Below are 24,322 nucleotides of genomic sequence, written 5' to 3'. Positions count from 1 at the left end.
CCGCCGGGCGTTCACGACTCCGGCTCGGACTCGAGGTCGGGTACCGACAGCGTGATAACGAACGGATACGCCGCGGACCGTTCGTTTTCGGTCCCCCAGCGAACCGACAGCGTCGACTCGAGCCGGTAGGTGCCGGCCTCGAACCCCCACTCCGGGCGCACCGCGTACGTTTCCGCCAGTGGCTCGTCGGGCTCGAGGGTTGTCGTCAGACCGATCGAGTTGATCTCGAGCATCCGGTCGCCGTCCCGCTCGGTAACGTGTACGTGGCCGCTCTCGTCGTAGGCGTCACTCCAGAGGGTCGCTCCGCCCCTCCCGGAGCCGGACCGGTCGATAGCGAGCGCGCTGAGGACCCCAAACGGCGCTGGCGCACCGCTTGACAGCTGGACGCCATCGGCGCGGTCGGTCGTCACCTCGAGCGTGAACGACCGCTCGGCGTCGTCGACCGTCGCGAGGGAAAGCGACACCGGAACGTCGTCGTGGTCGACCGTCCGAAGCTGTGGCTCGTACACGTCGCCGTCGACCCGAACGTACGACTCGTCGTCGAGGACCGCGTCGAACCCATCGGGCAGTTCGTCGTAGTGGGTTTTTCCTTGCCGGACGACCGCTCGGAGCGTCTCCGCGACCGGATCGGGGTAGCTCGTCACGTCGGACACGGGTCGGCCGTACCGGTCCTCGTCGTCCAGTTCCTCGACGGTCACCGTGTACGGCGGGCCGGGATCTTCGTGGTCGCGTTCCAGCTCGACGTAGCCGTTCGGCTCCGGCTCCCCGTCGCCGTCGCCCGGATAGACGACGTACGAGTACGTCTCGAGGAACTCCGCGAGGTTCTCCTCGAGGATCGTCGCGCGGTACTCGGTGTCGGTTGCACCGCCCTCGCCGTCGCGGCCCGGATCGAGCACCGCGTGGACGGCCCCGATGATTTCCCCGTTGTCGACGCCGAGCGCCCGGAGCCGCTCGTTCCGCCACGAAATCGTCGCCGCGGAGTCGGCCTCGGACGCCGGAACGTCGCGGGCGGAGACGACGTACTCCGGCATCTCGTACTCGACGGCGTAGACCGTCCCCTCGTACTCGACGTATGACAGGCGAAACAGCCCCTCGAGCAGGGCATCCGCGGGTTCGTCAGTTTCGTAGCGTCCGTCGTCAATCGCCGTCTCGATCGCCGCGAGCGTCGTCTCGTTCAACTCGGCGGCGTCGGTGAGTCGGTTCGGCCGCGCCTCGTCCGGCAACTGGCGTTGCATCGAGACGACGTTGGAGGGAAACGCGAGTTCGGCCGCGAACCCGTCCGGCGGATGCTCGGATTCCGTCTCGTTACTCGCCGACTGTTCGTTGTCGGTTTCGTTTCCCGGGTCGGCCTCGCCGTTCCCCGAATCGCCGGTTTCGGAGAGACAGCCCGCGAGGCCGGCCGTCGCTACGCCGGCCGCCGCGAGAAATCGTCGCCGTTCCATTACTGAAACGACAGGACATTCGGCTGCAAATATTTTGTGTGTGACTGATAATCCGTTCGTACATAGCGCCGACCGGCGGAGCCGCCCGTCGGCGTCGGTGAGTCGGTCGTCTCAGCGTCGCGCCTCGAGTTCCGTTTCCAGGTCCTCGAGACTCATGTCCTTCATCGAAAGCAGGACGAGCAAGTGATAGACGATGTCGGCGGCTTCGTAGGCGATCTCGTCGCCGTCGTCGTCTTTCGCCGCGAGCACGAGCTCCGTCGTTTCCTCGCCGAGCTTCTCGAGCACCGCGTTTTCGCCTTTCTCGTGGGTGAACAGCGAGGCGGTATAGGAGTCTTCGGGGAGCGTTTCCTTGCGGTCCTCGATGACGGCAAACAGTTCTTCGAGTGTCTCGTCCATCTACAGGTCACCGGAGACGTTGCGGATGTCTTCTAGCTGCTCGAACTTCTCGCTGTCGTCTCGGCTGTCCTCGAAGACCTCCTCGGTCACTTCGATCGAGGCGTTAGTCCGGGCCGCGAGGGCAAGCGAGTCGCTCGGCCGGGCGTCGATGACCGTCTCGCCCCGGGGCGTCTCGACGTGCAGATCGGCGATGTAGGTTCCGCCCTGCCCGTCCTCGCGCGTTTCGATTTCGCTGACGACGACCCGATCGATCCGGCTGCCCAGTTCCTCCATGACGTCGAGCAGAAGGTCGTGTGTCAGCGGGCGACCGATGTCCTCGGCCTCGAGTCCGCGGGCGATGCTCGTCGCCTCGTTGAACCCGATGAAGATGGGGACGACGTCGTCCTCGCCCTCGACGGCGAGGACGACCACCGGCACCGGTCCCTGTGGGGTCCCCGCGACGCGAACCGCGTCGATGGATGCGTGCATATCCCTACCGTTGGGAAGCAGGGAGAAAACACGTCCGGTCGCGAATGCATGCACTGCCCGGGTCCCCGGAATCCGGGGCGACCGACGCCGCTACTGCGTGTTCTCGAGCGCCCGCACCGTTGCCGCGTCGTTTTCGAAGAACGCCAGCCCGTGGATCCGGCTGTCGGCGGTCAGTTCGGGGTGGAACGAGGTCCCGATCACCGGCCCCTCCGTGACCGCAACCGGGCGTTCGTTCCACGACGCGAGCACCGTCGCGTCGCCGTCGCCCACGTCGTCGATCGCCGGGGCGCGGATGAACACCGCCGGATACGGCTCGTCGAGTCCGTCGACGTCGAGCGGGGCCTCGAAGCTGTCCTTCTGGCGGCCGAAGGCGTTTCGCTCGACGGCGACGTCGAGCAACCCGAGTTCGTCGACCCGATCGTCGCCCGCGTCGCTCGAGGCGACGATCAGCCCGGCACAGGTCGCGAGAAGCGGTTTGCCCGCGGCGACGTGGTCCCGGATCTCGGGGGCGATCCCCTCGCTGTGGACCAGCCGCGAGATCGTCGTCGACTCGCCCCCCGGCATCGCCAGCAGGTCACAGTCGGGGACGATTCCGGATTCCCGAATCTCCCGGACCTCGACCGCACGGCCGTGGTCTTCGGCGGCTCGCTCGATGGCGTCTGCGTGCTCCGCGACGTCGCCCTGGACGGCCACGACGCCTGCAACCAGTGTCATGCGGAGCGGTAGGGACGGCCCCGTCAAAAATGGCGCGCCACGGGAAGCGGTAGCGTCTCAGGGGTCGTTCACGCCGCGGTGCGGATGCGAATCCGGATTCCGTCCGGATCGGTCACCTCGAGCGGGTCGTCGCCGCTCCCGTCGGGGGCCTCGACGCGCCGCGTCGAGACCTCGCTCGCCGCGAGTCGATCGGAGACCGCGTCGAACGCCCCGTCGTCCGGAACGACGAGTTCGAACCACGCTAGTCCGCGCTGGTCTTCGGTCGCCGGCTTCGATCGGTCCTGCCAGACGTTCGCTCCGACGTGGTGGTGATAGTCCCCCGCCGCGACAAACAATGCCGACGACCATCCCTCGATCGTCTCGTCGAACCCGAGCGTCTCGACGTAGAACCGCCGCGTGGCGTCGATCGAGGACACCTCGAGGTGGACGTGACCGACCGTCGTCCCCGCCGGGACCGTCGACGCCGGGCCTCCGGTCGCGTCGGCCGCCAGCGACTCGAGGGCGAGGGGGGTCGACAGCGCCCGGACGGTTCCGTCGTCGGTCCGCGGCCACTCCGATCGGGGTTTGTCGCAGTAGATTTCGACGCCGTTACCCTCCGGATCGGAGAGATAGAGCGCCTCGCTGATGCCGTGGTCGGACGCCCCCTCGAGCTGCCACCGATCGCGAATCCGAGCCAGCGCGGCCCCGAGCGCACCGCGGTCGGGGACGCGAAACGCGTTGTGGAACAGTCCGGTTCGGTCCCGATCCCGCGGTCGAGCGGTTTTGGTGGTCTGTAACACGAGCAGCGGCGTTCCGTCGATCCCGAGCGTCGTCGTCGACTGGTCGCGGTGCTGGACGGCGAGTCCGACGACATCGCGGTAGAACTCCGTCATCGCCGCTCGGTCGGCGACCACCAGCGCGGTTCGTCCGAGACGCGTCGCCTCCGGAAGCGACGCGGAAGCAGCCGTCATAGGCCCACTAGGTCCGTTCCGCGTATAGTGGCCACGGCCGACCCGGTTTCCGGCGTCGCCACTCGTCTCTTGTTTCGAAACCGGATGGTCGTCCGAGTCGGTGCGTCGGTGACGTCCTTACGAAACGAACGTCAGAAGCTGTACGAGGATGCCAAACAGGACGCCAGTCGCGATGATCGTCTTGGGGTCGATACGAATGGCGTTCGAGTCCTCGGAGTCGAAGTACCGGATGAGCCCGGCACTGGACATCAGTCCGCCGGTGTTCTGTCCGCTGTCCATACCCGTCCATACGGGCGGGCCGAACTAAAGCTTTCGACGTGTCGCCGCTCGGTCCGGATACGTTCATTAGTCCGTCTCCCGAACGGTTACACGGAGCTATGATCGACTCGGCTCTCGTCGAGGACATCACGGAGACGATCGCAACGGATCCGGCGAGGTTCGGCGAGCGCGTCGAGACGGAGGCACAGCGGCTCAAAGCCGACCTCCGTGCGGGGGTGTTCGACAACCCGCAGGCGATCGTCGGCCTCGAGTACGAGTTCTACGGCGTCGACCGGGACATGGCGACGTTGCGCCGGGTTCCGCGCTGGCTGCTCCGGTTTATCGGGTTCGGGACGGAGATGGGACTGCACAACGCCGAGATGAACACGAGCCCGCAACCGCTGAACGCGTACGGGCTGGTCGCCCAACAGCGGGAAGTACAGGCCCGGCTCGCGGCCGCACGCGAGCGCACCCGCTCCGAGGGGATCGACCTCGTCAGCGACGGCATCTGGACCGTTCCGCCGACCGGTGAATCCGCGCAGCAGTATCTCACAGACACCATCGAGCGCGACGGGGTCACGATCTCGACGAACGTCAGCGACGACGTTCGCTATCAGGCGATGTCGAACGCGGCCTACCCCGCGCGGATGCGGCTCGAGGCCCCCCACGTCGACGTGTCGGCCGATACCATCGGACTCGAGTCGCTGATTACTTCGATCCAGCCCCATTATCAGGTACCCCACGCGTCGGCTCTCCCGGAGTACTTTCGGTACGCGATCCGGATCGCGGGGCCGTTGCTCGCACTCGGGGTCAACGCGCCGTTTTTCCCGCCGGAGTGCTACGACGACGGCGCGGACCCGCGGGCGGTACTCGAGGACGGCCACATGGAACACCGGATCGGCGTCTTCGAGAGCGTCATGCGGCCGAGCGACGACACGCCCGCGAAGGTCCGCTTTCCCCGTGATCTCGAGACGGTCGAGGAAGCCGTCGATCGCATCGCCGAGGACGTCCCGATCGTCCCGGCCGAACTCGAGGCCTGCGGCCGGTTCGACGACCGATACCGCCACCTCTCGTACAAACACGGGAGTTACTGGCGGTGGATCCGTCCGGTATTCGATGCGCCGTCGAAAGCGAACGCGAACGCCCGGATCGAGTTCCGACCGCTTCCCGCCCAGCCGACGGTTCGTGACAGCGTCGCCTTCCTCGCTGCCTTCGCCGGCCTGATGGAGAGTCTTCCTCGCCGCGAGCATCCCATCGGGACCCTCGAGTGGGATCGGGCACGCGATAACTTCTTCGCGGCCGTCCGCGACGGTCTCGAGGCGGACCTGACGTGGATCGACGCCGACGGCCAGCCCACCACCGACCGAACGCAGCGCTACGACGAACTGTTCTCGGCGGCGCGTGACGGCCTCGAGACGCGCGGCCTGTCGGAGGCGGCGATCGACCGCTACCTCGAGCCGTTGTGGGCCCGCTTCGAGCGAGGGATCACCCCGGCCGCGTGGAAACGACGCCGCGTCGAAGCGCGACTCGAGGCGGGTGCGCCCCTCGACGAGGCGCTTCCGGCCATGCAGCGGTCCTACGTCGAACGTCAGCGGGAAACGTTGCTCGAGGGAACCTTCGCCGACTGGCTCGCGTAACGGCGGGCCGTACGCGGGTTCCACCGTTCGAACGCAAGTGGGAAACCCTTATGCGCGGCGCGTTGAAACTAGCCATGAACCGTATGACTGTCACACTTAAGGACTTCTACGCTGACTGGTGTGGCCCCTGCAAGACCCAGGACCCGATTCTCGAGGAACTCGAGGAGGACTGGGAGGGCCGATTCGAGGTCGAGAAGATCAACGTCGACGAACAACAGGACGTCGCCAACGAATATCAGGTGCGCTCGCTGCCGACGCTCATCATCGAAAACGACGACGGCATCGTCGAGCGGTTCGTCGGCGTAACCCAGCGCGAGGACCTCGAGGACGCCCTCGAGTCCGCCGGCGCGTAATCCGTTCCGCCCGCGTCCCGACGACGCCGAACTACTATCACTGATTCCGCCGTTTTCGGACCCCTAGATCCACTTTACGCCGACGTCGTGCAACTCCTCGTTGTACTTGGCGATGTTGATGACAAGCGGCGTGACGCTTTCGACTTCCGCGGCGTTTCCGAGCGGTCCCGCGTCGAGCGCGCGCAGGCCCTCGATTTCGCCCGCGAGGTCACGGACGGTCTTTTTCGCGCCGTCGTCGTCGGCGACGACGAGCGTATCGAGATCGAACTCGGCGTCGAGGTCGGCGAGTTTGCCCGCCGCGAGGTTGTGAAACGCGCCGACGACCGGTACCGCGTCGGGGGCTCGCTGGGCGACCAGTTCGGTGACACTGCCGGCCCCCGGCGGATGATAGTGCATCCCGTCTTCGTCGCCCTGCATCCCGACCGCGGGGGTGACGAGGATCGTCTCCTCGTCGAGCGTGTCCGCGACCGCGTCGACGGTGTCGCCGGCGTAGTACGGCGGCACGCTGAGGACGACGACGTCGGCCCGATCGGCCGCCATCTCATTCGCAAAGCCCTTGACGGTCGCGTCGGCTCCGTGGTCCTCGAGTATCGACTCGTAGTCCGCGACCGCGTCCCGCGCTTTCTCGGGGTCACGCGATCCGATGAGGACCTCGTGGTCGGTATCGCGTGCAAACCGGAGCGCGAGTCCTTCGCCGATATCGCCAGTGCCGCCGAGTAGTGCGATTCGCATACACGGCTGTGCGGACGGCATGCGAATAAAAGGGTGGGAGGTCGGCCGATCTCGCCGGGTTTTCGGCTGCCGTGGCGCTCCCCGATCGGACCGTCACCGGGCAACGACCAGAACGGTCACTTCGTCGTCGTCGCCACCCCCGATCACACGGACGGGGAACCGCTCGTCCTGACTGGTCGGATACGTCTCGTACCCGAGCGTGACCGTCCGGGTCTCGCCGGGGTCGAGCGTCACCGTCTGTGTGTCCACGACCGTCGGATCGTGACCGACGACGAGTTCGAGTTCCGCCGTTCTGCCCGCTCCGCTCGCGTTCTCGACGACGGCGCTCACTTCGAGGAATTCACCGGCGTCGACGGGTGCGTTCGTGCTGCCGATCCGTACGTCGACGGCGTCGGGGGACGGCTCCCGCTCTCGCCGCCGGAACTGCCAGGCGTCCTCGAGCGCGGTTGCGGTCCCGTCGGTTGCGATCACCCACGGCAGGACGCGACAGGTGTGACAGCCGGCGTCCGTCGACAGCCGCGCCGTGTCGGTCGCCCCCTCGAGATCACTCGTGCCGAGGATCACGTCGGACTGGGTCAGCCACCAGACGACCCGATCGAGGCTTCCGTCGGGGTCGGTCGCCTCGAGTTCGAACGTGACCGTCTCGCCTCGAGAGACGGAGACGACGCTGCTTCGCGGTCGAACGGCCTCGACTGACGGCGAGGCGTGGCCGCCGCCTGTGACTTCGACCCGCCAGCGCGCCGCGTACGTTCGCGTCCCCTCCTGCGGGACGACGGCCGCGGCGACCTCGTGCGTTCCGAGCGTCTCGAACGACTGCCACCGGTAGTCGGCGTCGAACGCGGCGTAGTACGTCGACTGCCACGGCCCGATGGAGGTACCGACCCGTTCCCCATCGACCCACCAGACGGTCCGCTGTGACTCGCCCGGTTCGACGGCTCCGGCCTCGAACAGCACCCGAGTTTCGGGCTGGACGGCGAGTTCGCCGTCGGGGCTGGCGACGGGCAGCGTCGACGCGCCACGAACCGAGACCGTGCGTTCGGCCGAGACGCCGTCGGCGACCACTCGAACCGGAAACGTCGACTCCCGCGGGACCGGATAGGTGAAAAACCCCTGTCGGACCGTCCGGGTCTCGCCGGCTTCGATCGTCAGTCGGCGGCGGCCGACCCGTTCGGGATCGTGTCCGACGACGAGCGCGACCTCGGCCCGGACGGCCGTCGTTCCCGTGTTCTCGATTGCTGCCGTCACCCTGAGAAACTCGCCCGCGCCGACCGGCGCGTCCGTGTCGACGATCGAGACCTCGAGCGCGTCGACCGCGTCGACCGGGTCCTCGAGCGCGTCCGCCGTGGAGCGGTCGTCCTGCCCCGTGGTGACCCACTGTCCTGCTGTGAGAGCGACACCGCCGGTCGCGACGCGTTTCAGCACCCGTCGTCGTATCTGTCCCCTCATTGTACGTCGCTACGCCGTGATGCCGGCAAAAAGACGGCCGACCGTTGCGTTCCCAACCCAACGTTGGGAGGCGACGAGCGTCGCGGCGCTTTCCCGTCGGCGTTTCCGAGGCGATGTAGGTCGCCCATTACGCCCCGCCGGCTGCCGACCGCGGCTGTAGCCGCGGGCTACCCCCGCCGAGCGGGCCTACGGCGCGTCGTCGTCGTCCGGATTCATCGCCGCACCGAGCCCGCTGTCGTACGCGTCGCGTTCGTCGACCTCGCGGATACGTTGTTCGACCCGTTCCGCGAGCGCCTGTCGGCGTTGCTCGTCGACGTCTGGATCGTTCCCGAGCGCCCGAACGTCCTGCCGTGCCGTCCGTAAGACGGCGATCGCCTCCTCGGTCTCGAGGTCGGTCGCGCGCTCGAGGCTCCGTTCGACGTCCGCAATCGTCGTGTCGGTCATGGGCGTCGCTTCGGCGGCGAGGGTGTTCAAGCATCGGCCGGGAGTCGCCACGCCCGCCGATACCGGCCGAACTGCGGTACCGTTTTTCCCGTGCGTTTACGGCTCGAATGCGACGTTCGTTACCGTGTCGACGACACCCGAGACGGTATGAATTTCGTCGGCGACGACTGCGGGGAGGTCGTCGGGGTCGTCGAGTTCGAGCTGTGCGATGACGTCGTACTCGCCGGTGACGACGTGGACCGTACTGACCGCGTCGATGCCGCCGATTTCGTCCGCCACGGCGCTGACGGCACCGGCGTCGGCCAGGATGTTGACGTACGCGTCGGTCATGCGTCTCACCCCCACTGTGGGGTGGTGGACCCTCCCACTCGAGCCACGATCAATGTTGGCCCCGCCGTCGAACACAGGCTCCATTACCGCCCCGGTCGTTGCTCCGGTATGCCACCCGCCCTCATCGCCCACCGTGGCTACGCCGGCGTCGCGCCCGAAAACACCGTTGGCGCGGCCGTCCGGGCGGCCGAACGCGACGACACCGACATGATCGAGATCGACGTCCAGCCGGCCGCCTGCGGCACGCCGGTCGTCATCCACGACGACCGACTCGAGGGGACCGACGCCCGCGAGGGACGCCCGCTTACCGACGCCGCCGGACTCGTCCGCGAGACGCCGCTCGCGGATATCCGATCGGCGCGGGTCCTCGGAACCGGTGAGACGGTGCCGACGCTCGCTGCGTTGCTCGAAGCGCTTCCGGCGACCGTCGGCGTCAACGTCGAACTGAAGAATCCGGGGACGGCCGACCTGCGGTTCGCCGAGCCGCTCGAGTCGGACGAGCGGGCCGAGCGACGGGCGCTCTGGACGCCGTTCGTCGAGCGCGTCGTCGATGTCTGCGACGACTTCGGCGGCGAGGTGCTCGCATCCTCGTTCTGTGCCGGCGCGCTCGCGGCCGTCCGCGACGTCGCCCCGGAGTACCCCGCCGCGGCGCTCGTGTGGGATGACCTCGAGTCCGGCCTCGAGATCGCGCGCCGCTACGACTGCGAGGCCGTCCATCCGCCGCGAAACGCGATCGCCGGGACGTCGATGGCGACGACCGATTACGCCGGGTTCCCGGCCGCCGCCCCATCGATCGACCTCCTCGAGAGCGCCCACGCCGAGGGGCGGACGGTCAACGTCTGGACGATCGACTCCTGGATCCAGTACGACCAGCTTGCGGCGGCGGGCGTCGACGGGATCATCGCGGACGTCCCTGACGTGGCCCGGTTCACGTCGTCGACAGCCGATTCGAGCGCGTAGGCGTTGTCGGTGTCGGCTGCCGTCTACACCTTATAGCCGAGCAGTAGCGTGATCCCCTGTCCCGCAAGTGCAAGCGTCGCCCGCGTCGCGCGTTCGGTGATCCACGTTCGGTCGACGACCGTTTCGATGAGTGTCGACACGAACAGCGCGTCGACGACGACAGCGGCCACCATCAGTCCGAGCACCGTTACGAACGCGCGTCCGAAATGCGTCACCTCGAGTCCGAGCCGGTCGAGACCGCCGTAAAACGCGAGCCAACCGGCCACCAGAACGCAGCCGAGCAGATACATGTTCACGAACGCGGGCGGCCAGCCGACGCTTACGGCCAGTGCATACCCCGCCGGAAGGAAGGCAAACGGGAGGTAAAACACGGACAACAACCCGAACGCGCCACCACCCGTCGTGTCCGCACGGATCCGTTCGTAGCCGCGTTGTTCGAGCCAGATGGTCGCCCCGGCGGCGACGGCGAAAACGAACAGCCACGCGCTTTCCTCCGGGAGTCCCGCGTCGGTCGGTTCGACGCCACTGAGCCGGGTCCCGGCCATCAACGCGTTTACCGAAAACCACGTCGTCCCTGCCAGCGTCCCAAGCGCACGGCCGATTTCGACACAGATCGATCGGGCCGTCGTCTGGAGTGTTCGAATCGTACGCGTCACCGGCTGGGACACCTCGCTGTTAATTCCCAAGGTGTACTAGGATAAATTACTATTGATGGTTTCCACCTCCAACCTTCGCCGTCTGCTCGACGGCGATTCGGGTCCGGCGTCGGGTTCGACTAGGCGTCCGATGTCGCGAGCAGATCGGGAACCTCGTTGACCGACTCCAGAACGGCCACCGCACCTTCGCGGTCGTACTTTCGGCGGCCCTCCTCGCCGGTCAGTCCACCGGTCAGGACGCCGACGCCGGCGTACTCCCGCTCCGGATCGGATTCGGTTGCGTTCACGGCCGTCCGCACGTCGTCGAGCGTATCCCCGACGAAGACGACGCGGTCGGCGTCGAACCGTGCGGCGAGCGTCGTCAACGCCTTCGGATGTGGCTTTCCCTCCTCCCAGTCGTCCATCGTAAAGCGGTGTTCGAGGGGCACCTCGTCCTCGAGTCCGACGCGTTCGAGTGCGATCTCGGCCTCGGCTTCCGGCCGTCCGGTCAGAACGCCGACGTCGTAGTCCTCGAGCAGGCGACTGCGGGCGTCGCCCTCGAGCAACACCGGCTCGTCGTGAATGAATCCACGCGTTTCGAGGTCGGCGTCCGGCTCGCCGCCCTCGAGCCCCCGGTAGCGGTCGGCCCCGAGGTACAGTTGCTGGAAGACATCACGGAGGCGCTCGCGGTCCCAGCGGTCCGTGACCCGCTGGGTTGCTCGCGCGCCGATCCCCTCGCGGACGACGGTTTCGGCCGCCTCGAGTCCGCCGCCCGCGGCGGCGATCCGGTCGGTAAACTCGTCGATCGATTCGTCGTATCCCTCTTCGGCGGCGAGGACGTACAGCGCGGCCGCGTGGGTGAGTTCCCAGTCGTTGTTGAACCCGCCCGCGTCCTTGAACTGCTGGATGTCGGCCTTGCGGATCGTTCGCCCGTAGACGTACTCGATCGACTCGACGATCGCCCGCCGATAGGAGTCGGCGACGTCGACGAGTACCCCGTCGATGTCGAGGACGACGGCGTCTGCGTTCATACCCGTCCGGACGGTCCGACGGGGATAAAGGTGGTTGGATTCGCCTCGGTAGCTCCGCGACCCGGTCGTCGTTCACTCGAGGGCGTCGCCGGGTGCGTCCGTCCGAGCGACGTACAGCGTTCCCTCCGCGATCGTGTGTCGCTCGACCGGCACCGCGGGCTGGTCGCCGCCGAGCGTCGTGAAGAGAAATGCGGCATTGGCGTCGCGGGCGACCTCGAGTGCCGGCCGGTGGAGTTCCGGCGGCAGGTTCCGGGCGTACACGACGTCGGCGGCCGCGTAGATCGACGGGTCGGGATCGGTGACGTCGTCACGGACGAACCGAACCCCGTCGGGAACGGCTCGCTCGTAGACATCCGTTGCCGTCACCGAAACGCCCTTTTTCGTCAGCGCACGCGCAAGATCGGTCCGGCGACCGATCCCGACTTCGACGACGTGGTCGGCCGTCAGGAGGTAATCGAGCATTGTTTCACGCGGGGAACGGACGTGGTTCACGGCGGGACGTTTATGACACCCGCGCCCATAGCGTTTGCCATGCTCGTCGATATCGTGCCGGTCGGCAACGTGTCCGCGACGGTCAAGCGGGCGGCCTCCACCGCGTTGCGATCGGTCTACGACTGCGACGTGTCGGTCAGCGACTCGCAGTCGGTTCCAAACGGCGCGTACGACTCCAGCCGGAACCAGTATTCGGCCGAATCGTTCATCCAGCTCGCCGAACGCGTCGGCCGCGGGGAGAAAAACATCGCGATCACGCCTCACGACCTCTTCTATCGGCGACGGAACTACGTCTTCGGCCTCGCCTATCTCGACGGCAGCGGCAGCGTCGTTTCGACGTATCGGCTCCAGACCTCGAGCGACGGCGGCTTCTCGAACAAGAGCGCGAACGAAATCTTCGAAAACCGCGTCCGCAAGGAGATCGTCCACGAGATCGGCCACACCTACGGCCTCGAGCACTGCGACAACAACCGCTGTGTCATGAACTTCTCGCCGACCGTCCGCGAAGTCGACATCAAGGAGGAAAACCTCTGTGGGAGCTGTCAACGACTGATTAGCTAAGGGGCGTATCAGACCGTCGGACCCGTGTCTATGTGAGATGACCCCACCTCCGGTTGCTGACTGTCTCAGACGGGTACTCGGTCCGCCAGTTCCGAGCTCCTACGCATCCCGCAGTCGGGAGGTGTTCCAGAGGTATGGAAGCGGATCTTCGGGGCACCACCGAGACGCGAGTCCGCAATCGAAACGCCCCTCGTCTGAACGTCTCGATGGCGAGTGTCCGTTCCGGCTTACGGCGCGTAGTAGTACTCGCCGTCCTGTTTCTGCTGTTTGTCGAGCTGGGAGTCCGGCTTGTTGATCCGCGGCCGGGAGGTGCGCTCGTCGCGGCGGAACGTGACCTCGAGGTTCGCGAGGAACTCGTTCATGCCCTCGCGCATCGACTGTGGCTGGCCGGCATATCCCTCGACGGCCGGTTCGCCGTCGAAGACCATCAGCCGGTCCGCAAGCAGGTCGATCATGTAGATGTCGTGGTCGATGACCATCACGGTCGCGTCCTGCTGTTCGGCGTACCGCCGAATGGCGCTTGTCGCCTGCACGCGCTGTTCGACGTCGAGGTGGGCTGATGGTTCGTCGAGCAGGTAGAGGTCGGCCGAATCCGACAGACAGGCCGCGATCGCGACCCGCTGGCGCTCGCCGCCGGAGAGGTCCGAGAGGTTCTGCTCCATGATCCGCTCTAACTGGAGCGGCTGGGCGATTTCGGTGTTCCAGTACGAGGAACCGAACTGGTCGGTAATCGAGGAGAGGAACGCGTCGACCCGCATGTGCTGGTCGATGGTGACGTACTGGGGCTTGTACGAGATCTCCAGATCCAGATCGGCGTCCCCTTCGTCGGGTGCGATGTTCCCCGTCAGCAGCTTCGCAAACGTCGATTTCCCGATCCCGTTGGGACCGACGACTCCCAGCACTTCGTTCTCGCGGATCTCGCCGCCCTCGACCTCGAGCGTGAACTCGCCGTCGCCGTAGCTTTTGGTGAGGTCGGGGTAGTCGACGAGTACGTCGCCGTGGGTCGCGGTTCGGGGTGCGTGTTCCTCGAACTCGATGGGATCCGGCCGGATCCGCATGTTCTCGTTGTCGAGATATCCGGAGAGGTACTCGTTGATCCCGTTGCGGACGGACTTGGGCGGCGTAATGACGCCGTACGCGCCGGGTTCACCGTAGGCGACGTGCAGCGTGTCCGCCAGCAGATCCAGAATTGCGAGGTCGTGCTCGACGACCAGCATCGACTTGTCCTCCTCCTCGGCGAGTTCGCGGATCAACCGTGCCGCGGTCACGCGCTGACCGATGTCGAGGTACGGGGTGATCTCGTCGAGGAAGTAAAAGTCCGTGTCCCGGGCCAGCGTCGCGGCGAGTGCCACCCGCTGGAGTTCCCCGCCGGAGAGATCGTCGATCGACTGCTCCATGACCGGTTCGATCGAGAGGCGCTCGACGAGGTTGTCGAGGGCGTCGCGTTCGTTCGTCCGCTCGAGCAGTTCGCGGGTGTTGCCGTCGAACTGATTTGGAATCTGGTCGACGTACTGGGGCTTGCGGGCGACGGTGATCTCGCCGTCGCGAACGTCAGCGATGTAGTCCTGCAGTTCGGTTCCGCGGTAAGCCTCGAGTACGTCGTCCCACCCCGGCGACTCGTCGTGGCGGCCGAGGTTCGGCTCGAGTTCGCCAGCGAGGATGCGAACGGCGGTCGTCTTCCCGATCCCGTTCGGTCCGAGAATGCCGGTAACCTGTCCCTCCTGTGGCGCTGGCAGGCCGTACAGCGAGAAGGCGTTTTCCCCGTACCGGTGAACGGGGTCGTCCTGGAGTTCCTGTGGCAGGTTGATGATCTCGATGGCGTCGAACGGACACTTCTCGACGCAGATCCCACAGCTTTCCCCGAGACAGATCTCCTCGGAGATCCGGACCTGTTCGGGCTGGCCTTCCGGGGTTTCCTCGCCGCGGAGGGTAATGCACTCTTTCCCCGTGCGGTTGGGTGGACAGTAGTTTTTACACTCGTAACTACAGCGGTCCGGCTGACAGCGATCGAGGTCGACGACTGCGATACTATCGTCCGCCATCGTTATGCCGGGTGTTGTGCGGTAAGCAGGATCCCCCACGTCACGAACCACAACGCGAAGGTCATGAACGCGACGAACAGGTAGTGTTTCGTCCCGAACTCGTCGTCGTCGTAGATCCCCGAGGCGGTGTAGAGAACGAACTGGACGAGGATCGCGCCGAGGACGAACCCCAGCGCTCGCCTGTCAGCGGCCGCCTCGTTGACGGCGAGACCGCCGGTGATGGCTGCGGAGGCGAGTGCCGCGCCGACGCCGAGCAACGCGGCGACTGCCGTGACGCCGATCGAGCGAATGTGCTCGCGTCGGTCGCTGATCGATTCGGTCGACATAGGACGAACTCTGTCGTCGGTGGTGAAAAGGGGTTCGCATTGTGGAGACGGACGTTTCGTCACCCGCCAGCGATCTCGAACGCGTCCGTCTCGCGGTCCCCGGTGTCGGTCCGGGTAAACGTCACGTCGTACGGTCCGCCGCCCTCCGTGACCTCGATCCCGATCGAGACACGGATGTCGTCTCCCGCGTCGTTCTCCGCGTTCGACTGATAGACGATTTCGTCGCCCTCGCGCCAGACGTTATCGTCGCTGCCCGGGCCTCCCTCGAGTCGAACGTCCCAGTCGTAGTCGACGGCGCTTCCTTCCGGGTCACTGACGTCGATTCGAACGTACTCCCAGGAATCGACACCCTGACCGGGCGTGAAACCGAACGTCTGGCGCTCGTCGTCGGGGTGGATGTCTGTCGCCGTGACGTCCATGAACGGTTCGTCTCCGCCCTCGACGCCGTCGATCTCGAACTGGGTCGTCCCTGCTTCGTTCGTGTCGCGCCGAGTAAACACTACGTCGTAGGGGCCGCCGTCACCGTCGGTCGCATAGCTGCCGGCGGAGAGGACGATCTCGTCGGCGTGTTTGTCCTTCGACGATACCTGATAGACGAGACTGTCCCCGCTCGTCCAGACGGTTCCATGGCCGCGCTCGACGCGGACATCGCCGTCGTAGAACGTCCCGTCGTAATCGACGCCGTCGTCCCGCGGGTCGCGCAGATCGATCTCGATTTGTTCGTTCGGCTGTCGGCTTCCGGCGAGCGTGAACCGGAACTCCTGGCGCTCCTCGCCCGCGTCGACGAAGCCGGAGACGTCGCTCGCGTCGATCGAATCGAAGCCGGATGCCTGTCCGGGCGGGGAACGTCCCGGACAGTCCCGCTGGACCGTGATCGTCTCCGTAACGCCGTCGACGGCCGTTCGCTTACCCGAGGCCGATCGAACGGTCACCTCGAGTCGCGTCGTTCCGGACCCCGACCCCGGCTTGCAGGTTACCGCATATGTCGTTCCTTCGCCGGCCGGGAGTTCCCCGTCGAACGACGAGGCTTCCTCGAGTCCGTCGTCGCGGATCCGCACGTCGGTCTCCAGCGCGAGCGTCTCGTCGAAGTTGTTCGTTATCCGGATGACCTCCTCGGGATCGTTCTGATCCGTGACGACGGTATCGATCGGTTCAACGGTGAGATACGCGTTTTCGTTGTCCGTGACGGCGATCCCGATGCCGCGGTCCGCGGCCAGCGATCCGAACCCGAACGCCGGTCCCGAAGTCAGCACTGCCCCCGCGACGATACACAACACGGCGAACTTGTGAATCGCGTTCATGGTCGATTACGGTGGCCGCTCCAGTTCGCCGAGGCGCAGTCGTCTGTTCTGTAGCACGTGGACGACGGCCGAGCCGGCAAACAGCGCGACAACGAGCGTCGCCCAGCCCAGTTCGGGGACGGTCTCGGTCGGGACGATCTCGAGCCACAGCCCCGTCATCACGACGCTGCCGACGCCGGCGAGGCCGAGATAGTAGACCCCCCACGGGATCGAATCCCCGGGGACGACGTCCAGATAGACCGCGAGTTCGGTCGCATCCTCGGTGAGTTCGATCGTTCGATCGTCGAACTCGACCATGCCTGCCTCCTCGAGCGTCGGAAGATGGGTCTGCTGTAACGAGGTATACACCCGTTTCCGCTCGGCGGACGTCAACTCCGCGACGTCCTTGTCGAGCTCCCAGGCGGCGACGTGTTCGGCGAGATCGCCGAGTTCGACGGGACCATCCTCGCGCTTGCAGTAGTGGATCGCGTACCGGCGGCGGTGATTACTCAGGAGATCGAAAACCTCCCCCCGGTTCGAGTTACCCCCCATCTGTGTTTCTCTCGAGCGTTCGTTCGTAGGGGATACTCGAGTACTCTGATATATATTCTTGGCGCTATTCTAGCAACCCAGTAGAAATGGGTTTCGAGCGCCATACGAATTACTTTTCCTGCAATAATGTGTATATAAAATCATATCAAAATGGTTTGTTGTGTGGCGTCCATCGCTCGCCGAACCGGCTCCGATCGCCCCATTGTCGGCCGGTTCGACTGCCGGCTGGGTCCTACATTGTGCTCGTCCAGATCACGCCCCGATCAGTCCGGAACGCATTCGACGTCGATCGATCGCTCGAGTTCGGTCGCGAACGTCTCGTCGGCCGCCTCGAGTTCGACCGTCAGCGTCGTTTCGGACGCGGTTTGCCGGGACTGGAACCAGACGAACTCGGCGTCGCACTCGACGGTAGCGGTGATATCGTACCGGTCCTCGAGCGATTCCTCGTCGACGGTCACCGCGGGGTCGGTCCCGGTCTGTCGAACCGTGGCGTCGAACGTCAACTCACCGGTCAGTCCCTGATCGCGTGCCGTGACGACCTCGATGTCGCTGTACTCGTACGAGCACCCCGAAAAGAAGCCACAGGAAAGCGCTCCGTCGTCGCTCTCGAGGCTGATCACCGGCCGTTCGGAGGTGGATGCGGTATCGGCGTCCGGATACTCGAGGCCCACGAACGCGTTCCCGTCGTCGGCGACGTCGATACCGGCTCCCCGGTCGGCCGTTATCGAATCGATCGCCCCGGGTGCGGCGACGAACAGGAGCGTTCCGACGGCGAGGAAGCCGACGCCGAGTATCGTAATCGTACGCATACGTATTCACATTCGATGAATCAGTGGTACAAGTCGAAGTCCGTTGCCGTCGCCATCGACTCACACCGCTGCCGGTCGACAGAGTCGATGAGCAGGGGCTTCAGCCGATGACGATGTGGTCGGTATCGACATCGACGCCGGTATCGGGGTTGGCCCCCGAGGTCTCGTCGGGATCGCTGTCCGAGTCACCGGCACCGACGTCGACCGGGGTTCCGTCCCCGTCGACCGGGACCGGCCCTTCGATGTCCGCCGGGATGCTGTCGACCTCGACGAGGACGATCACGTCGTTGAAGTTCGGGTCCCCGGGCGAGTCGGTCTCTTTGGCCTGTTCCCAGAACTCGTCGGGGTCCGTTCCTCGCGCTGCTTCTTCGGTCAACTCCATCATGAAGACGAACTCCTGACCCTCCTTGAGGTCCAGATACCCAGTTCCGTCCTCGAGTTCGCCGCCGAACAGGTCGCGATCGGCCCGCTCGAGGACTTCGTCGGCGCTGTGCTGGCGCTGGTGGCCGGCACGGAGTTCCGGCACGAGGTTGTTCTCGCTATCCCTGACACGGACGTTCGCGCCGTTCGAGTCGGTCGTCGCGTCGACCGAGAGCGATTCGCGGCCGGTGTTCAGACAGTCATTGTGTTCCCAGTACCCGTTTCCGTTGTACTCCGACCACGTATCGTGGTAATCGTAATATTCACCGTCGGTATACGTATCTACGTTTTGTGTCTCGTAATTCCTTCCGCAACCGTATAGCGTCGAACTCAGCGTGAGGCTCACCCGCTCGTCGGTCGTGAAGCTGTAATCCCAGATCTGCTCTCTCGTATCGTGGGTGTTGAGGTTCCGACGAGTGGACGAGCCCTCGGAGCCGTATTCGCCGTTTGTCCAGTCGTCGGGTTTGATGACGTTTCTGTCGCCGGTCGGCTCCCCATCCTCGTCGACGGGACGAGTGACGATGTCGACCGTCACTGGTGCCCAGTTCTTCTCGTAGACCTGATACTCTCCCCAGTCACCCGGGCCATCCCAGGCCCAGTCGCCGTTTCTACTTTCGGTCCATTGGAGATCCCAGCCGCCGTCGGAATCCCACCAGATCTTCTCCGCATCGACGAACTCGTACTCCGTACAGCTGTACATCCAATTGGTCGCAGCACATTTCATCTCACCGTCGCTTTGCCACCCGCCAGCGTCGTTCCACCTCGCTTCGCCTCTGTACCCCGTTTTGACGTTGTAGTCCCAGCCATTGCCGGCATCCCTCCGCCATTCGCCGTCTTCGATGTCGTCGCGGAGATGCCCGTTTCGTGTTCTTCTTGTCGGGGTTTCGGCCGAAATCTCGGTTCCGAGAACCGATACGTTGACCGTGTTTCCGGGCTCGAGGTAGACCTCGGAGTCGTCCGAATCGACGCCGGTATTGACCGTGAACGTCCCCGTTACGTTCTCGTCACCGGTATCGATCGTGTACTTGTGCCGGCCGTTGAACATCTTGCTCGCGTTCATCCGCCACTCGACAGGGGTCGTCACGCCGTACGTCCCGTCGGCGGATACCGGTGCCACGCTTTTGTACGCACTGGGCGTCTCCCCGTCGAGGTACTCGAGTTCGAGGTCGACGGCCCGGTCGGTGGTGTTTTTCGTACCGATCTGCTGGACGTCTCCGGAGATCGTCACGTTGCCGTCGCCCGACTGAGACGCGTTGACCGCCGATACCTTGCTGAGTTCGAAGTAGGGTTTCTTTTTCCCGTAGTAGAACGTCCCCGGGGTATTGAGGTCGTCCTTGTCGGTCTCGATCTTGTATTTGTACGTTTCCCCGGGCGTCAGCTTGTGCTTGAAGGCCCCGGGCTGGAACTGTGCGGCCGTCCCGCTTTTCTTCTTTTGCCCGAGGTTCTCCGTTTCACCCGGATCGAGGCCGACGTCTACGTCCTTCGAGAGGATTTCGGTGCTGAGCGACGAGTCCCAGATCGAGACGGAAACTGTCTGTTTGTCGTAGCGGTCGCCGGTGTTTTTGATAATCCCGCCGACACGGAACAGGGAACTCTTGTCGACCCGCTGGTCCAACGATTTGCCGTTAGGCCCGAACAGTCCTCGGTCCTCGACGACGATGAACGTCGCCGGATCGAACGGATCCCGGACGTCTTTGATAGTGACGGTCACCGTTTCGGCGTTCGGATCCGTCGTGACGTCCGCGTACTCCCCGAGTTCCCCCTCGAGGAACTGTTCCCATCCCTCGTAGTAGGGGCTCTCGATCCGGAACGCCACGTCGGTCCCTTCCGGACTCCGTGCGGCGGCCGTCGCGATTTCCTCGGTCAGGTTCGTCGCCTTGCTGTAGTCGGCTCTCGCGATCGGGTCCGATCCCTGGAGGGCCTCCTCCTCGAGTTGCATGATGTTGAGCCGCAGGGATTGGCTCTCGTTGTCGTAGCTGATCTGGGGCTCCGAGACGACGGTCGTTTCACTGCCCGTAAATTCCCAGATACCGCCGCCCTGATGTGCGATCGTTCGGTCGTCGAGGTCGAACTCGAGCGCCCCGAGTTCGCCGGAGACGGTGCGGGTATCGTTGGTCCACGGCGGCGATTCGGTCGAACTGTTGAACCAGACGAGTTCGATGCTGCCCTCTTCGGCGACGTCCGGCTGACAGTCCGGGTCGTCGAACTCGAGCGGTTGGTCCTTCCCTGTCGATGCCACCGTTCCGATCCGGTGATCGGTTTCGTCGGCACAAAGCCGAACCTGCTCGCGATCGGCTTGCGACTCGAGCGAGTCCATCATCGTGGAGCCGGCTGCAAACACGAGCGCGGATCCGATAAGTACCATAACGAAAAGGAGTGCGATCCCGACGATCGGACTCACACCCCGATTCGCGTTGCCCGGCGAACGGGCCCTGTCTCTTCCCACCATTGGATATTATATGCTGACACGTAGTATAAAAATATGCATGTATATCGATCTCGTTGTAATCTCGAACCGGCTTTCAAGTTGGTCTTGAGCACCGTCCGAACGGTGAACAGCGGAATACTCGCAGTGCTCGGCACTGAGGCACTGTGGCTGCTCGCGATCGAACGCACGTCCCGTCGATCCGGGACAACAAGTAAGATGTTTTACAATACGTGTGGCATACCAACCGAGGTCCTCGTTCACTCGCGTCACAGGGGCGTCGGACCGCCGTCCGTCGGTGTCGCGCGTTTCAGGACGCGCTTGAAGCGGTTCTGGCGGACCGTTCGGGAGTTCTCACCCACCGATCGGACGTTCTGGCTACTCAATACAAAGGGGGAGGAGTCACAGGAATGCGGTAACGGTCGTCCGGTAATCGTCGCTTACGATCGCCGGCACCGAAGGCAAGACCATGAGAATGAATCGACGCAACGTGTTAGTTGGATTGGGTACGATCGTCGCAGGCGGTGGCGCAGCGCTCGGGACGGGCGCGTTCAGTAGCGTAGAAGCGAGCCGAACGGCCAACATCGACGTGGCCGACGACGCAGCCGCGTTCCTCGCACTCGAGGTCCACTCGAGTCGAGCGGCCGACAGCGGCTTCGTTCAGGCAAGCGGTGGAACCGACGGGAACGGCAATCAACAGGGGCAGATCGAGTTCCACTTCGACGCAACGGCCGCCGATGGCGACGGACTCAACGACGATGCGGTAACGTCTTTCGACGATCTCCTCACGATCACGAACAACGGGACGAACGACGTGACGCTCTCGATCGGGCCCGACGATAGCAGCTACGACGCCGTTCTCACGCCCTACGTCGGGAGTGACCGAAACACCGTGATCGACGGGACACAGATCCTCACCGCTGATGGGACCGACGCCGGCGACAACGAGTACGGCTCGAGTATCGACGTCGGGTTCGAGTTCGATACGACCGCCGGTGACGCGAGCCAGATCGAGACGATCGTAATCACCGCGGACGAAGCCTGAGGCCGATCTCGGAGTTTCGATTCGGTGGTCCGCCTCGAACGTCCAGCCGCGGCTACCGGACAGCAATGCCATCGCTACGGATACGACTCCTCACAATCGCCGTCTGTCTGTTTGCCCTTGCGGTTCCGACAGCAGCGGTTACCATCGGTGAAGAGGCCGAACGCGACGACGTCGTCATCGAACCGACGAGTGAGCGATACGCGTCGGTCGACGCCGACGGCCAACTCAGGCTCGACCTCGACGCGCTCAACGACCGTGCGGTGACTGCTGCGGACGACGTGTTCACCATAACCGTCACCGACGACGCCGTCGCCGCAGTGTGGATCGACCACGGCGACGACGGCGTGACCTTCTACGAGCGTGGCGCTCCCGACGACGAAATCACCGATACAACGCCGCTCGAGCCGGATGCTGGCGAAACGATTCCCGTTGGAGTCGCGGTCGATACGCACGCCGTCGCCGATACCGCGGAGACGTTCACGGTACACGTGGAGTACGGAACCGGAGACGGTGACCCCGAACGGCCGTCCGAACCCGGCCAGAGAACGGGCGGGGCTGGCCCCGGGGTCAGTATCACGCAGACGGGGATCGACGTATCCCGGCAGCCGATCGACGCGGGCGAGAACGTGACGGTGAACGCGACCTACGAGAACGCCGGTACCGCGACGGGGCGGACGACCGCCGTGCTGACCGTCGACGGCGTCGTCGTCGACCAGCGGACGATCACGCTCGAACCCGGCGAGACGCGGACGGTCTCGTTCGAACGGCCCATGCAGTGGCCGGGAACGTACGCGGTCGGTGTCGGGGAGTTCAGCGAGTCCGTCGTCGTCGACGGGCCACCGGTCGAACTCGTCGAAGCGACCGTCGCGGACGCCGAACTCGTCGTCGGCGAGTCCACGACCGTAACCGCGACCGTCGCCAATCCCACTGATGAATCGGTCGAGCGAACGCTCGAACTCGTGCTCGACGGCATCGTCGTCGACGAAATGACCGTCGTCGTCCCGCCGAACGAGGAGGCGACGGTCTCGTTTCCCTGGACCGCCGACGGACCGGGGACGTACGACGTCGCGGTCGGCGGCGTGTCGGCTGGATCGATCACCGTCACGGAGTCGAGTCCGTTCCCGATCCGGAACCGCGAACTGGCGGCGTCGACGACCGCGGCGCTCGCCCCGCCGACGGCACTGGGACTGTTGGTTCTGCTCGGTGCTGCCAACCGACGGTGGACGCGATGATCGGAGCGACGACCACCGGGAAGTTATGGTCGTGCAGGCCTGACAGAGTGCACGAACGAACCGTTCACGGACAATGAAATACTCGCAACCCGTTCGATGACGTCCACTACCGCCAAGCGCGTCCTCGGGTTCGCCGGCGCGCTCGTGGTCGTCTTGCTTCTGGTCGGTCACCTCCTCGGACAGCCGATCCTGTTGGGGTACGTTGCGACCGGGAGCATGGAGCCGACGATGACGGCCGGCGACGGGTTCGTCGCGATTCCGAGCCTCGTCGCCGGCGACGTCGAGGAGGGCGACGTCGTCGTCTACGACGCCAGGGAACTCCACGGCGGCGGGTTGACGACCCACCGCGTCGTCGACGAAACCGACGAGGGGTACGTTACGGCCGGCGATGCGAACCCGTTTACCGATCAGGACGGGCCGGAACCGCCGGTCTCGGACGAACAGATCGTCGCCGAAGTCTGGCAGGTAAACGGCGAGGTCGTCACGATCCCCTCCCTCGGGACCGCCGTCATGGGCGTCCACGGGGCCGTGGAGTCGACGCATGCGGCGATTGCCCCGGTGCTCGGCCTGACGACGACCGCCGACGCGGACGGCCTTGGCGCGTTGCTGGTCGCGATCGGCGTCGCCATGCTCGGGTTCGGCACTTTGCTCGAGCGACTCGGCCCGGGCCGGCGGGAGACGACGCGCTCGCGCCGTCGGGAGAACGTGATCGGGTTCTGGACGGCGCTTGGACTCGTGTTGCTCGTGCTCGTGACGTTCGCGACTGCGGCGATGGTCGTCCCGTCGGGGACCTACGAGTACGGCCTCGTGAGTACCGAATCGCCCGGCGACGACCCACAGATCGTCGCCCCCGGTGAGACGACGACGCTCACTCGAACCGTCGACAACGCCGGGTACGTGCCGATCGTCGTGGTTCACGAGGCAACCCATCGGGGAGTCGATACCGAGCCGGACTGGCAGACCGTCGGTATCAGAAACCGCGCCGAGACGACGGTATCGCTCACCGCACCCGACTCGACCGGCGAGTACACGCGCCACGTCGGCGAATATCGGTATCTCGCGGTGTTGCCGCCGTCGGTTCTCGTCCGGCTTCACAGCCTCCATCCGCTTGCCGGGATTGCAGCCGTCAACGGCGTCATCGTTGCCGGGGCCGTCGCCCTCGTTCTCCTCCTTTTCGGGTACGGTGACTTCCGCGTTCGCAACGCCGGGGATCACGTCCCGCTATCGACCCGGCTCGAACGGACGATCCGGAAGTGGCGCTGAGTCGATAGTTGTCCCGAACCACTACCGTTATATTGGTGGTCTCCCTTGCTTTCAGGTAGGATTGTCTTGCTGTCCGACT

At 65.1% G+C, this 24,322-nt stretch carries 26 protein-coding genes; 7 read left to right on the top strand and 19 right to left on the bottom strand.

Annotated elements, in window-relative coordinates:
- Positions 1 to 11: 11 nt before the first annotated feature.
- From TX80_RS05695 to TX80_RS05670, 6 genes are all read right to left on the bottom strand, one after another.
- Positions 12 to 1,442 (bottom strand): hypothetical protein, encoded by a 1,431-nt coding sequence (locus tag TX80_RS05695; RefSeq protein ID WP_049922049.1) that lies wholly within the window; start codon positions 1,440 to 1,442, stop codon positions 12 to 14.
- A 111-nt stretch (positions 1,443 to 1,553) separates the two neighbouring features.
- Positions 1,554 to 1,838, bottom strand: a complete 285-nt coding sequence (gene hisE, locus TX80_RS05690; RefSeq protein ID WP_049922048.1) for a phosphoribosyl-ATP diphosphatase — start codon at positions 1,836 to 1,838, stop codon at positions 1,554 to 1,556.
- Positions 1,839 to 2,306: a bifunctional nuclease family protein gene (locus tag TX80_RS05685; RefSeq protein ID WP_049922047.1), complete on the bottom strand. Its 468-nt coding sequence runs from the start codon at positions 2,304 to 2,306 to the stop codon at positions 1,839 to 1,841.
- Between the two features lie 90 nt (positions 2,307 to 2,396).
- Positions 2,397 to 3,020, bottom strand: coding sequence for a pyridoxal 5'-phosphate synthase glutaminase subunit PdxT (pdxT, locus tag TX80_RS05680; protein WP_049922045.1), 624 nt, complete (start codon positions 3,018 to 3,020; stop codon positions 2,397 to 2,399).
- A 68-nt stretch (positions 3,021 to 3,088) separates the two neighbouring features.
- Entirely contained in the window at positions 3,089 to 3,970 is an 882-nt protein-coding gene (locus TX80_RS05675) for a VOC family protein (protein WP_049922043.1), read from the bottom strand.
- Positions 3,971 to 4,087: 117 nt separating this feature from the next.
- A complete protein-coding gene (locus tag TX80_RS05670) occupies positions 4,088 to 4,249 on the bottom strand; it encodes a preprotein translocase subunit Sec61beta (protein WP_049922042.1) in 162 nt (53 codons plus the stop codon).
- 98 nt (positions 4,250 to 4,347) lie between these two features.
- Between TX80_RS05670 and TX80_RS05665 the strand changes: the two genes are divergently transcribed.
- Positions 4,348 to 5,865, top strand: coding sequence for a hypothetical protein (locus TX80_RS05665; RefSeq protein ID WP_049922041.1), 1,518 nt, complete (start codon positions 4,348 to 4,350; stop codon positions 5,863 to 5,865).
- Positions 5,866 to 5,948: 83 nt separating this feature from the next.
- Entirely contained in the window at positions 5,949 to 6,218 is a 270-nt protein-coding gene (locus tag TX80_RS05660) for a thioredoxin family protein (protein WP_049922224.1), read from the top strand.
- 63 nt (positions 6,219 to 6,281) lie between these two features.
- Here the strand turns inward: TX80_RS05660 and npdG are convergent, their stop codons facing one another.
- The 4 genes from npdG to TX80_RS05640 form a co-directional block, all read right to left on the bottom strand.
- The gene (npdG, locus tag TX80_RS05655) at positions 6,282 to 6,950 is read right to left on the bottom strand and encodes an NADPH-dependent F420 reductase (RefSeq protein WP_049922223.1); all 669 of its coding nucleotides are present in this window, start codon (positions 6,948 to 6,950) and stop codon (positions 6,282 to 6,284) included.
- Positions 6,951 to 7,043: 93 nt separating this feature from the next.
- A complete protein-coding gene (locus tag TX80_RS05650; RefSeq protein WP_049922040.1) occupies positions 7,044 to 8,396 on the bottom strand; it encodes a hypothetical protein in 1,353 nt (450 codons plus the stop codon).
- 186 nt (positions 8,397 to 8,582) lie between these two features.
- Entirely contained in the window at positions 8,583 to 8,840 is a 258-nt protein-coding gene (locus TX80_RS05645) for a hypothetical protein (RefSeq protein WP_049922038.1), read from the bottom strand.
- Between the two features lie 96 nt (positions 8,841 to 8,936).
- A complete protein-coding gene (locus tag TX80_RS05640; RefSeq protein WP_049922037.1) occupies positions 8,937 to 9,170 on the bottom strand; it encodes an Lrp/AsnC family transcriptional regulator in 234 nt (77 codons plus the stop codon).
- A gap of 108 nt (positions 9,171 to 9,278) precedes the next feature.
- Here TX80_RS05640 and TX80_RS05635 point away from each other — a divergent pair, with 108 nt between their 5' ends.
- Entirely contained in the window at positions 9,279 to 10,130 is an 852-nt protein-coding gene (locus TX80_RS05635; protein WP_049922036.1) for a glycerophosphodiester phosphodiesterase, read from the top strand.
- 23 nt (positions 10,131 to 10,153) lie between these two features.
- Here the strand turns inward: TX80_RS05635 and TX80_RS05630 are convergent, their stop codons facing one another.
- The 3 genes from TX80_RS05630 to TX80_RS05620 form a co-directional block, all read right to left on the bottom strand.
- Positions 10,154 to 10,786, bottom strand: a complete 633-nt coding sequence (locus TX80_RS05630; protein WP_049922034.1) for a hypothetical protein — start codon at positions 10,784 to 10,786, stop codon at positions 10,154 to 10,156.
- Positions 10,787 to 10,905: 119 nt separating this feature from the next.
- On the bottom strand, positions 10,906 to 11,796 hold the full coding sequence (locus TX80_RS05625) for a TIGR01548 family HAD-type hydrolase (protein ID WP_049922032.1): 891 nt from the start codon (positions 11,794 to 11,796) through the stop codon (positions 10,906 to 10,908).
- A 72-nt stretch (positions 11,797 to 11,868) separates the two neighbouring features.
- Positions 11,869 to 12,258 (bottom strand): UPF0146 family protein, encoded by a 390-nt coding sequence (locus tag TX80_RS05620; RefSeq protein ID WP_049922031.1) that lies wholly within the window; start codon positions 12,256 to 12,258, stop codon positions 11,869 to 11,871.
- Positions 12,259 to 12,327: 69 nt separating this feature from the next.
- Here TX80_RS05620 and TX80_RS05615 point away from each other — a divergent pair, with 69 nt between their 5' ends.
- Complete coding sequence (locus TX80_RS05615) at positions 12,328 to 12,849, top strand: archaemetzincin family Zn-dependent metalloprotease (RefSeq protein WP_049922030.1); 522 nt, start codon at positions 12,328 to 12,330, stop codon at positions 12,847 to 12,849.
- A 227-nt stretch (positions 12,850 to 13,076) separates the two neighbouring features.
- Here the strand turns inward: TX80_RS05615 and TX80_RS05610 are convergent, their stop codons facing one another.
- The 6 genes from TX80_RS05610 to TX80_RS05585 form a co-directional block, all read right to left on the bottom strand.
- A complete protein-coding gene (locus TX80_RS05610; protein WP_049922028.1) occupies positions 13,077 to 14,891 on the bottom strand; it encodes a ribosome biogenesis/translation initiation ATPase RLI in 1,815 nt (604 codons plus the stop codon).
- Between the two features lie 2 nt (positions 14,892 to 14,893).
- The gene (locus tag TX80_RS05605; protein ID WP_049922026.1) at positions 14,894 to 15,217 is read right to left on the bottom strand and encodes an EMC6-like membrane protein; all 324 of its coding nucleotides are present in this window, start codon (positions 15,215 to 15,217) and stop codon (positions 14,894 to 14,896) included.
- 59 nt (positions 15,218 to 15,276) lie between these two features.
- Positions 15,277 to 16,518 carry a hypothetical protein gene (locus tag TX80_RS05600; protein WP_049922024.1) on the bottom strand — a complete coding sequence of 414 codons (1,242 nt, stop codon included), beginning with the start codon at positions 16,516 to 16,518 and terminating at the stop codon, positions 15,277 to 15,279.
- Between the two features lie 6 nt (positions 16,519 to 16,524).
- Entirely contained in the window at positions 16,525 to 17,049 is a 525-nt protein-coding gene (locus tag TX80_RS05595) for a DUF7344 domain-containing protein (protein ID WP_049922023.1), read from the bottom strand.
- 263 nt (positions 17,050 to 17,312) lie between these two features.
- The gene (locus TX80_RS05590; protein ID WP_049922021.1) at positions 17,313 to 17,858 is read right to left on the bottom strand and encodes a hypothetical protein; all 546 of its coding nucleotides are present in this window, start codon (positions 17,856 to 17,858) and stop codon (positions 17,313 to 17,315) included.
- Between the two features lie 100 nt (positions 17,859 to 17,958).
- Positions 17,959 to 20,727, bottom strand: coding sequence for a DUF7289 family protein (locus TX80_RS05585; protein WP_154658573.1), 2,769 nt, complete (start codon positions 20,725 to 20,727; stop codon positions 17,959 to 17,961).
- A gap of 451 nt (positions 20,728 to 21,178) precedes the next feature.
- Here TX80_RS05585 and TX80_RS05580 point away from each other — a divergent pair, with 451 nt between their 5' ends.
- The 3 genes from TX80_RS05580 to TX80_RS05570 all read left to right on the top strand — a co-directional run bounded on the left by TX80_RS05580 (position 21,179) and on the right by TX80_RS05570 (position 24,243).
- Entirely contained in the window at positions 21,179 to 21,748 is a 570-nt protein-coding gene (locus tag TX80_RS05580; RefSeq protein WP_230198671.1) for a hypothetical protein, read from the top strand.
- A 65-nt stretch (positions 21,749 to 21,813) separates the two neighbouring features.
- Positions 21,814 to 22,980, top strand: coding sequence for a CARDB domain-containing protein (locus tag TX80_RS05575; protein ID WP_049922019.1), 1,167 nt, complete (start codon positions 21,814 to 21,816; stop codon positions 22,978 to 22,980).
- Between the two features lie 96 nt (positions 22,981 to 23,076).
- Complete coding sequence (locus TX80_RS05570; protein ID WP_049922018.1) at positions 23,077 to 24,243, top strand: signal peptidase I; 1,167 nt, start codon at positions 23,077 to 23,079, stop codon at positions 24,241 to 24,243.
- Positions 24,244 to 24,322 lie beyond the last annotated feature (79 nt).

Origin of the sequence: Halopiger djelfimassiliensis (assembly GCF_000455365.1) — an archaeon.
GTDB classification, from domain to species: domain Archaea; phylum Halobacteriota; class Halobacteria; order Halobacteriales; family Natrialbaceae; genus Halopiger_B; species Halopiger_B djelfimassiliensis.
The sequence above is the reverse complement of the archived record's forward strand: the minus strand, read 5'-3'. Positions and strand labels throughout refer to the sequence as shown.

Excerpts from the sequence above, each read along its gene's own strand:
- TX80_RS05610 (WP_049922028.1), bottom strand. The coding sequence starts at position 14,891 with ATGGCGGACGATAGTATCGCAGTCGTCGACCTCGATCGCTGTCAGCCG.
- pdxT (WP_049922045.1), bottom strand. The coding sequence starts at position 3,020 with ATGACACTGGTTGCAGGCGTCGTGGCCGTCCAGGGCGACGTCGCGGAG.
- TX80_RS05675 (WP_049922043.1), bottom strand. The coding sequence starts at position 3,970 with ATGACGGCTGCTTCCGCGTCGCTTCCGGAGGCGACGCGTCTCGGACGA.
- TX80_RS05595 (WP_049922023.1), bottom strand. The coding sequence starts at position 17,049 with ATGGGGGGTAACTCGAACCGGGGGGAGGTTTTCGATCTCCTGAGTAAT.
- TX80_RS05620 (WP_049922031.1), bottom strand. The coding sequence starts at position 12,258 with ATGCTCGATTACCTCCTGACGGCCGACCACGTCGTCGAAGTCGGGATC.
- TX80_RS05665 (WP_049922041.1), top strand. The coding sequence starts at position 4,348 with ATGATCGACTCGGCTCTCGTCGAGGACATCACGGAGACGATCGCAACG.
- hisE (WP_049922048.1), bottom strand. The coding sequence starts at position 1,838 with ATGGACGAGACACTCGAAGAACTGTTTGCCGTCATCGAGGACCGCAAG.
- npdG (WP_049922223.1), bottom strand. The coding sequence starts at position 6,950 with ATGCGAATCGCACTACTCGGCGGCACTGGCGATATCGGCGAAGGACTC.
- TX80_RS05585 (WP_154658573.1), bottom strand. The coding sequence starts at position 20,727 with ATGGTGGGAAGAGACAGGGCCCGTTCGCCGGGCAACGCGAATCGGGGT.
- TX80_RS05650 (WP_049922040.1), bottom strand. The coding sequence starts at position 8,396 with ATGAGGGGACAGATACGACGACGGGTGCTGAAACGCGTCGCGACCGGC.
- TX80_RS05660 (WP_049922224.1), top strand. The coding sequence starts at position 5,949 with ATGACTGTCACACTTAAGGACTTCTACGCTGACTGGTGTGGCCCCTGC.
- TX80_RS05685 (WP_049922047.1), bottom strand. The coding sequence starts at position 2,306 with ATGCACGCATCCATCGACGCGGTTCGCGTCGCGGGGACCCCACAGGGA.
- TX80_RS05635 (WP_049922036.1), top strand. The coding sequence starts at position 9,279 with ATGCCACCCGCCCTCATCGCCCACCGTGGCTACGCCGGCGTCGCGCCC.
- TX80_RS05575 (WP_049922019.1), top strand. The coding sequence starts at position 21,814 with ATGCCATCGCTACGGATACGACTCCTCACAATCGCCGTCTGTCTGTTT.
- TX80_RS05570 (WP_049922018.1), top strand. The coding sequence starts at position 23,077 with ATGACGTCCACTACCGCCAAGCGCGTCCTCGGGTTCGCCGGCGCGCTC.
- TX80_RS05590 (WP_049922021.1), bottom strand. The coding sequence starts at position 17,858 with ATGCGTACGATTACGATACTCGGCGTCGGCTTCCTCGCCGTCGGAACG.
- TX80_RS05670 (WP_049922042.1), bottom strand. The coding sequence starts at position 4,249 with ATGGACAGCGGACAGAACACCGGCGGACTGATGTCCAGTGCCGGGCTC.
- TX80_RS05580 (WP_230198671.1), top strand. The coding sequence starts at position 21,179 with ATGAATCGACGCAACGTGTTAGTTGGATTGGGTACGATCGTCGCAGGC.
- TX80_RS05615 (WP_049922030.1), top strand. The coding sequence starts at position 12,328 with ATGCTCGTCGATATCGTGCCGGTCGGCAACGTGTCCGCGACGGTCAAG.
- TX80_RS05600 (WP_049922024.1), bottom strand. The coding sequence starts at position 16,518 with ATGAACGCGATTCACAAGTTCGCCGTGTTGTGTATCGTCGCGGGGGCA.
- TX80_RS05605 (WP_049922026.1), bottom strand. The coding sequence starts at position 15,217 with ATGTCGACCGAATCGATCAGCGACCGACGCGAGCACATTCGCTCGATC.
- TX80_RS05625 (WP_049922032.1), bottom strand. The coding sequence starts at position 11,796 with ATGAACGCAGACGCCGTCGTCCTCGACATCGACGGGGTACTCGTCGAC.
- TX80_RS05640 (WP_049922037.1), bottom strand. The coding sequence starts at position 9,170 with ATGACCGACGCGTACGTCAACATCCTGGCCGACGCCGGTGCCGTCAGC.
- TX80_RS05695 (WP_049922049.1), bottom strand. The coding sequence starts at position 1,442 with ATGGAACGGCGACGATTTCTCGCGGCGGCCGGCGTAGCGACGGCCGGC.
- TX80_RS05645 (WP_049922038.1), bottom strand. The coding sequence starts at position 8,840 with ATGACCGACACGACGATTGCGGACGTCGAACGGAGCCTCGAGCGCGCG.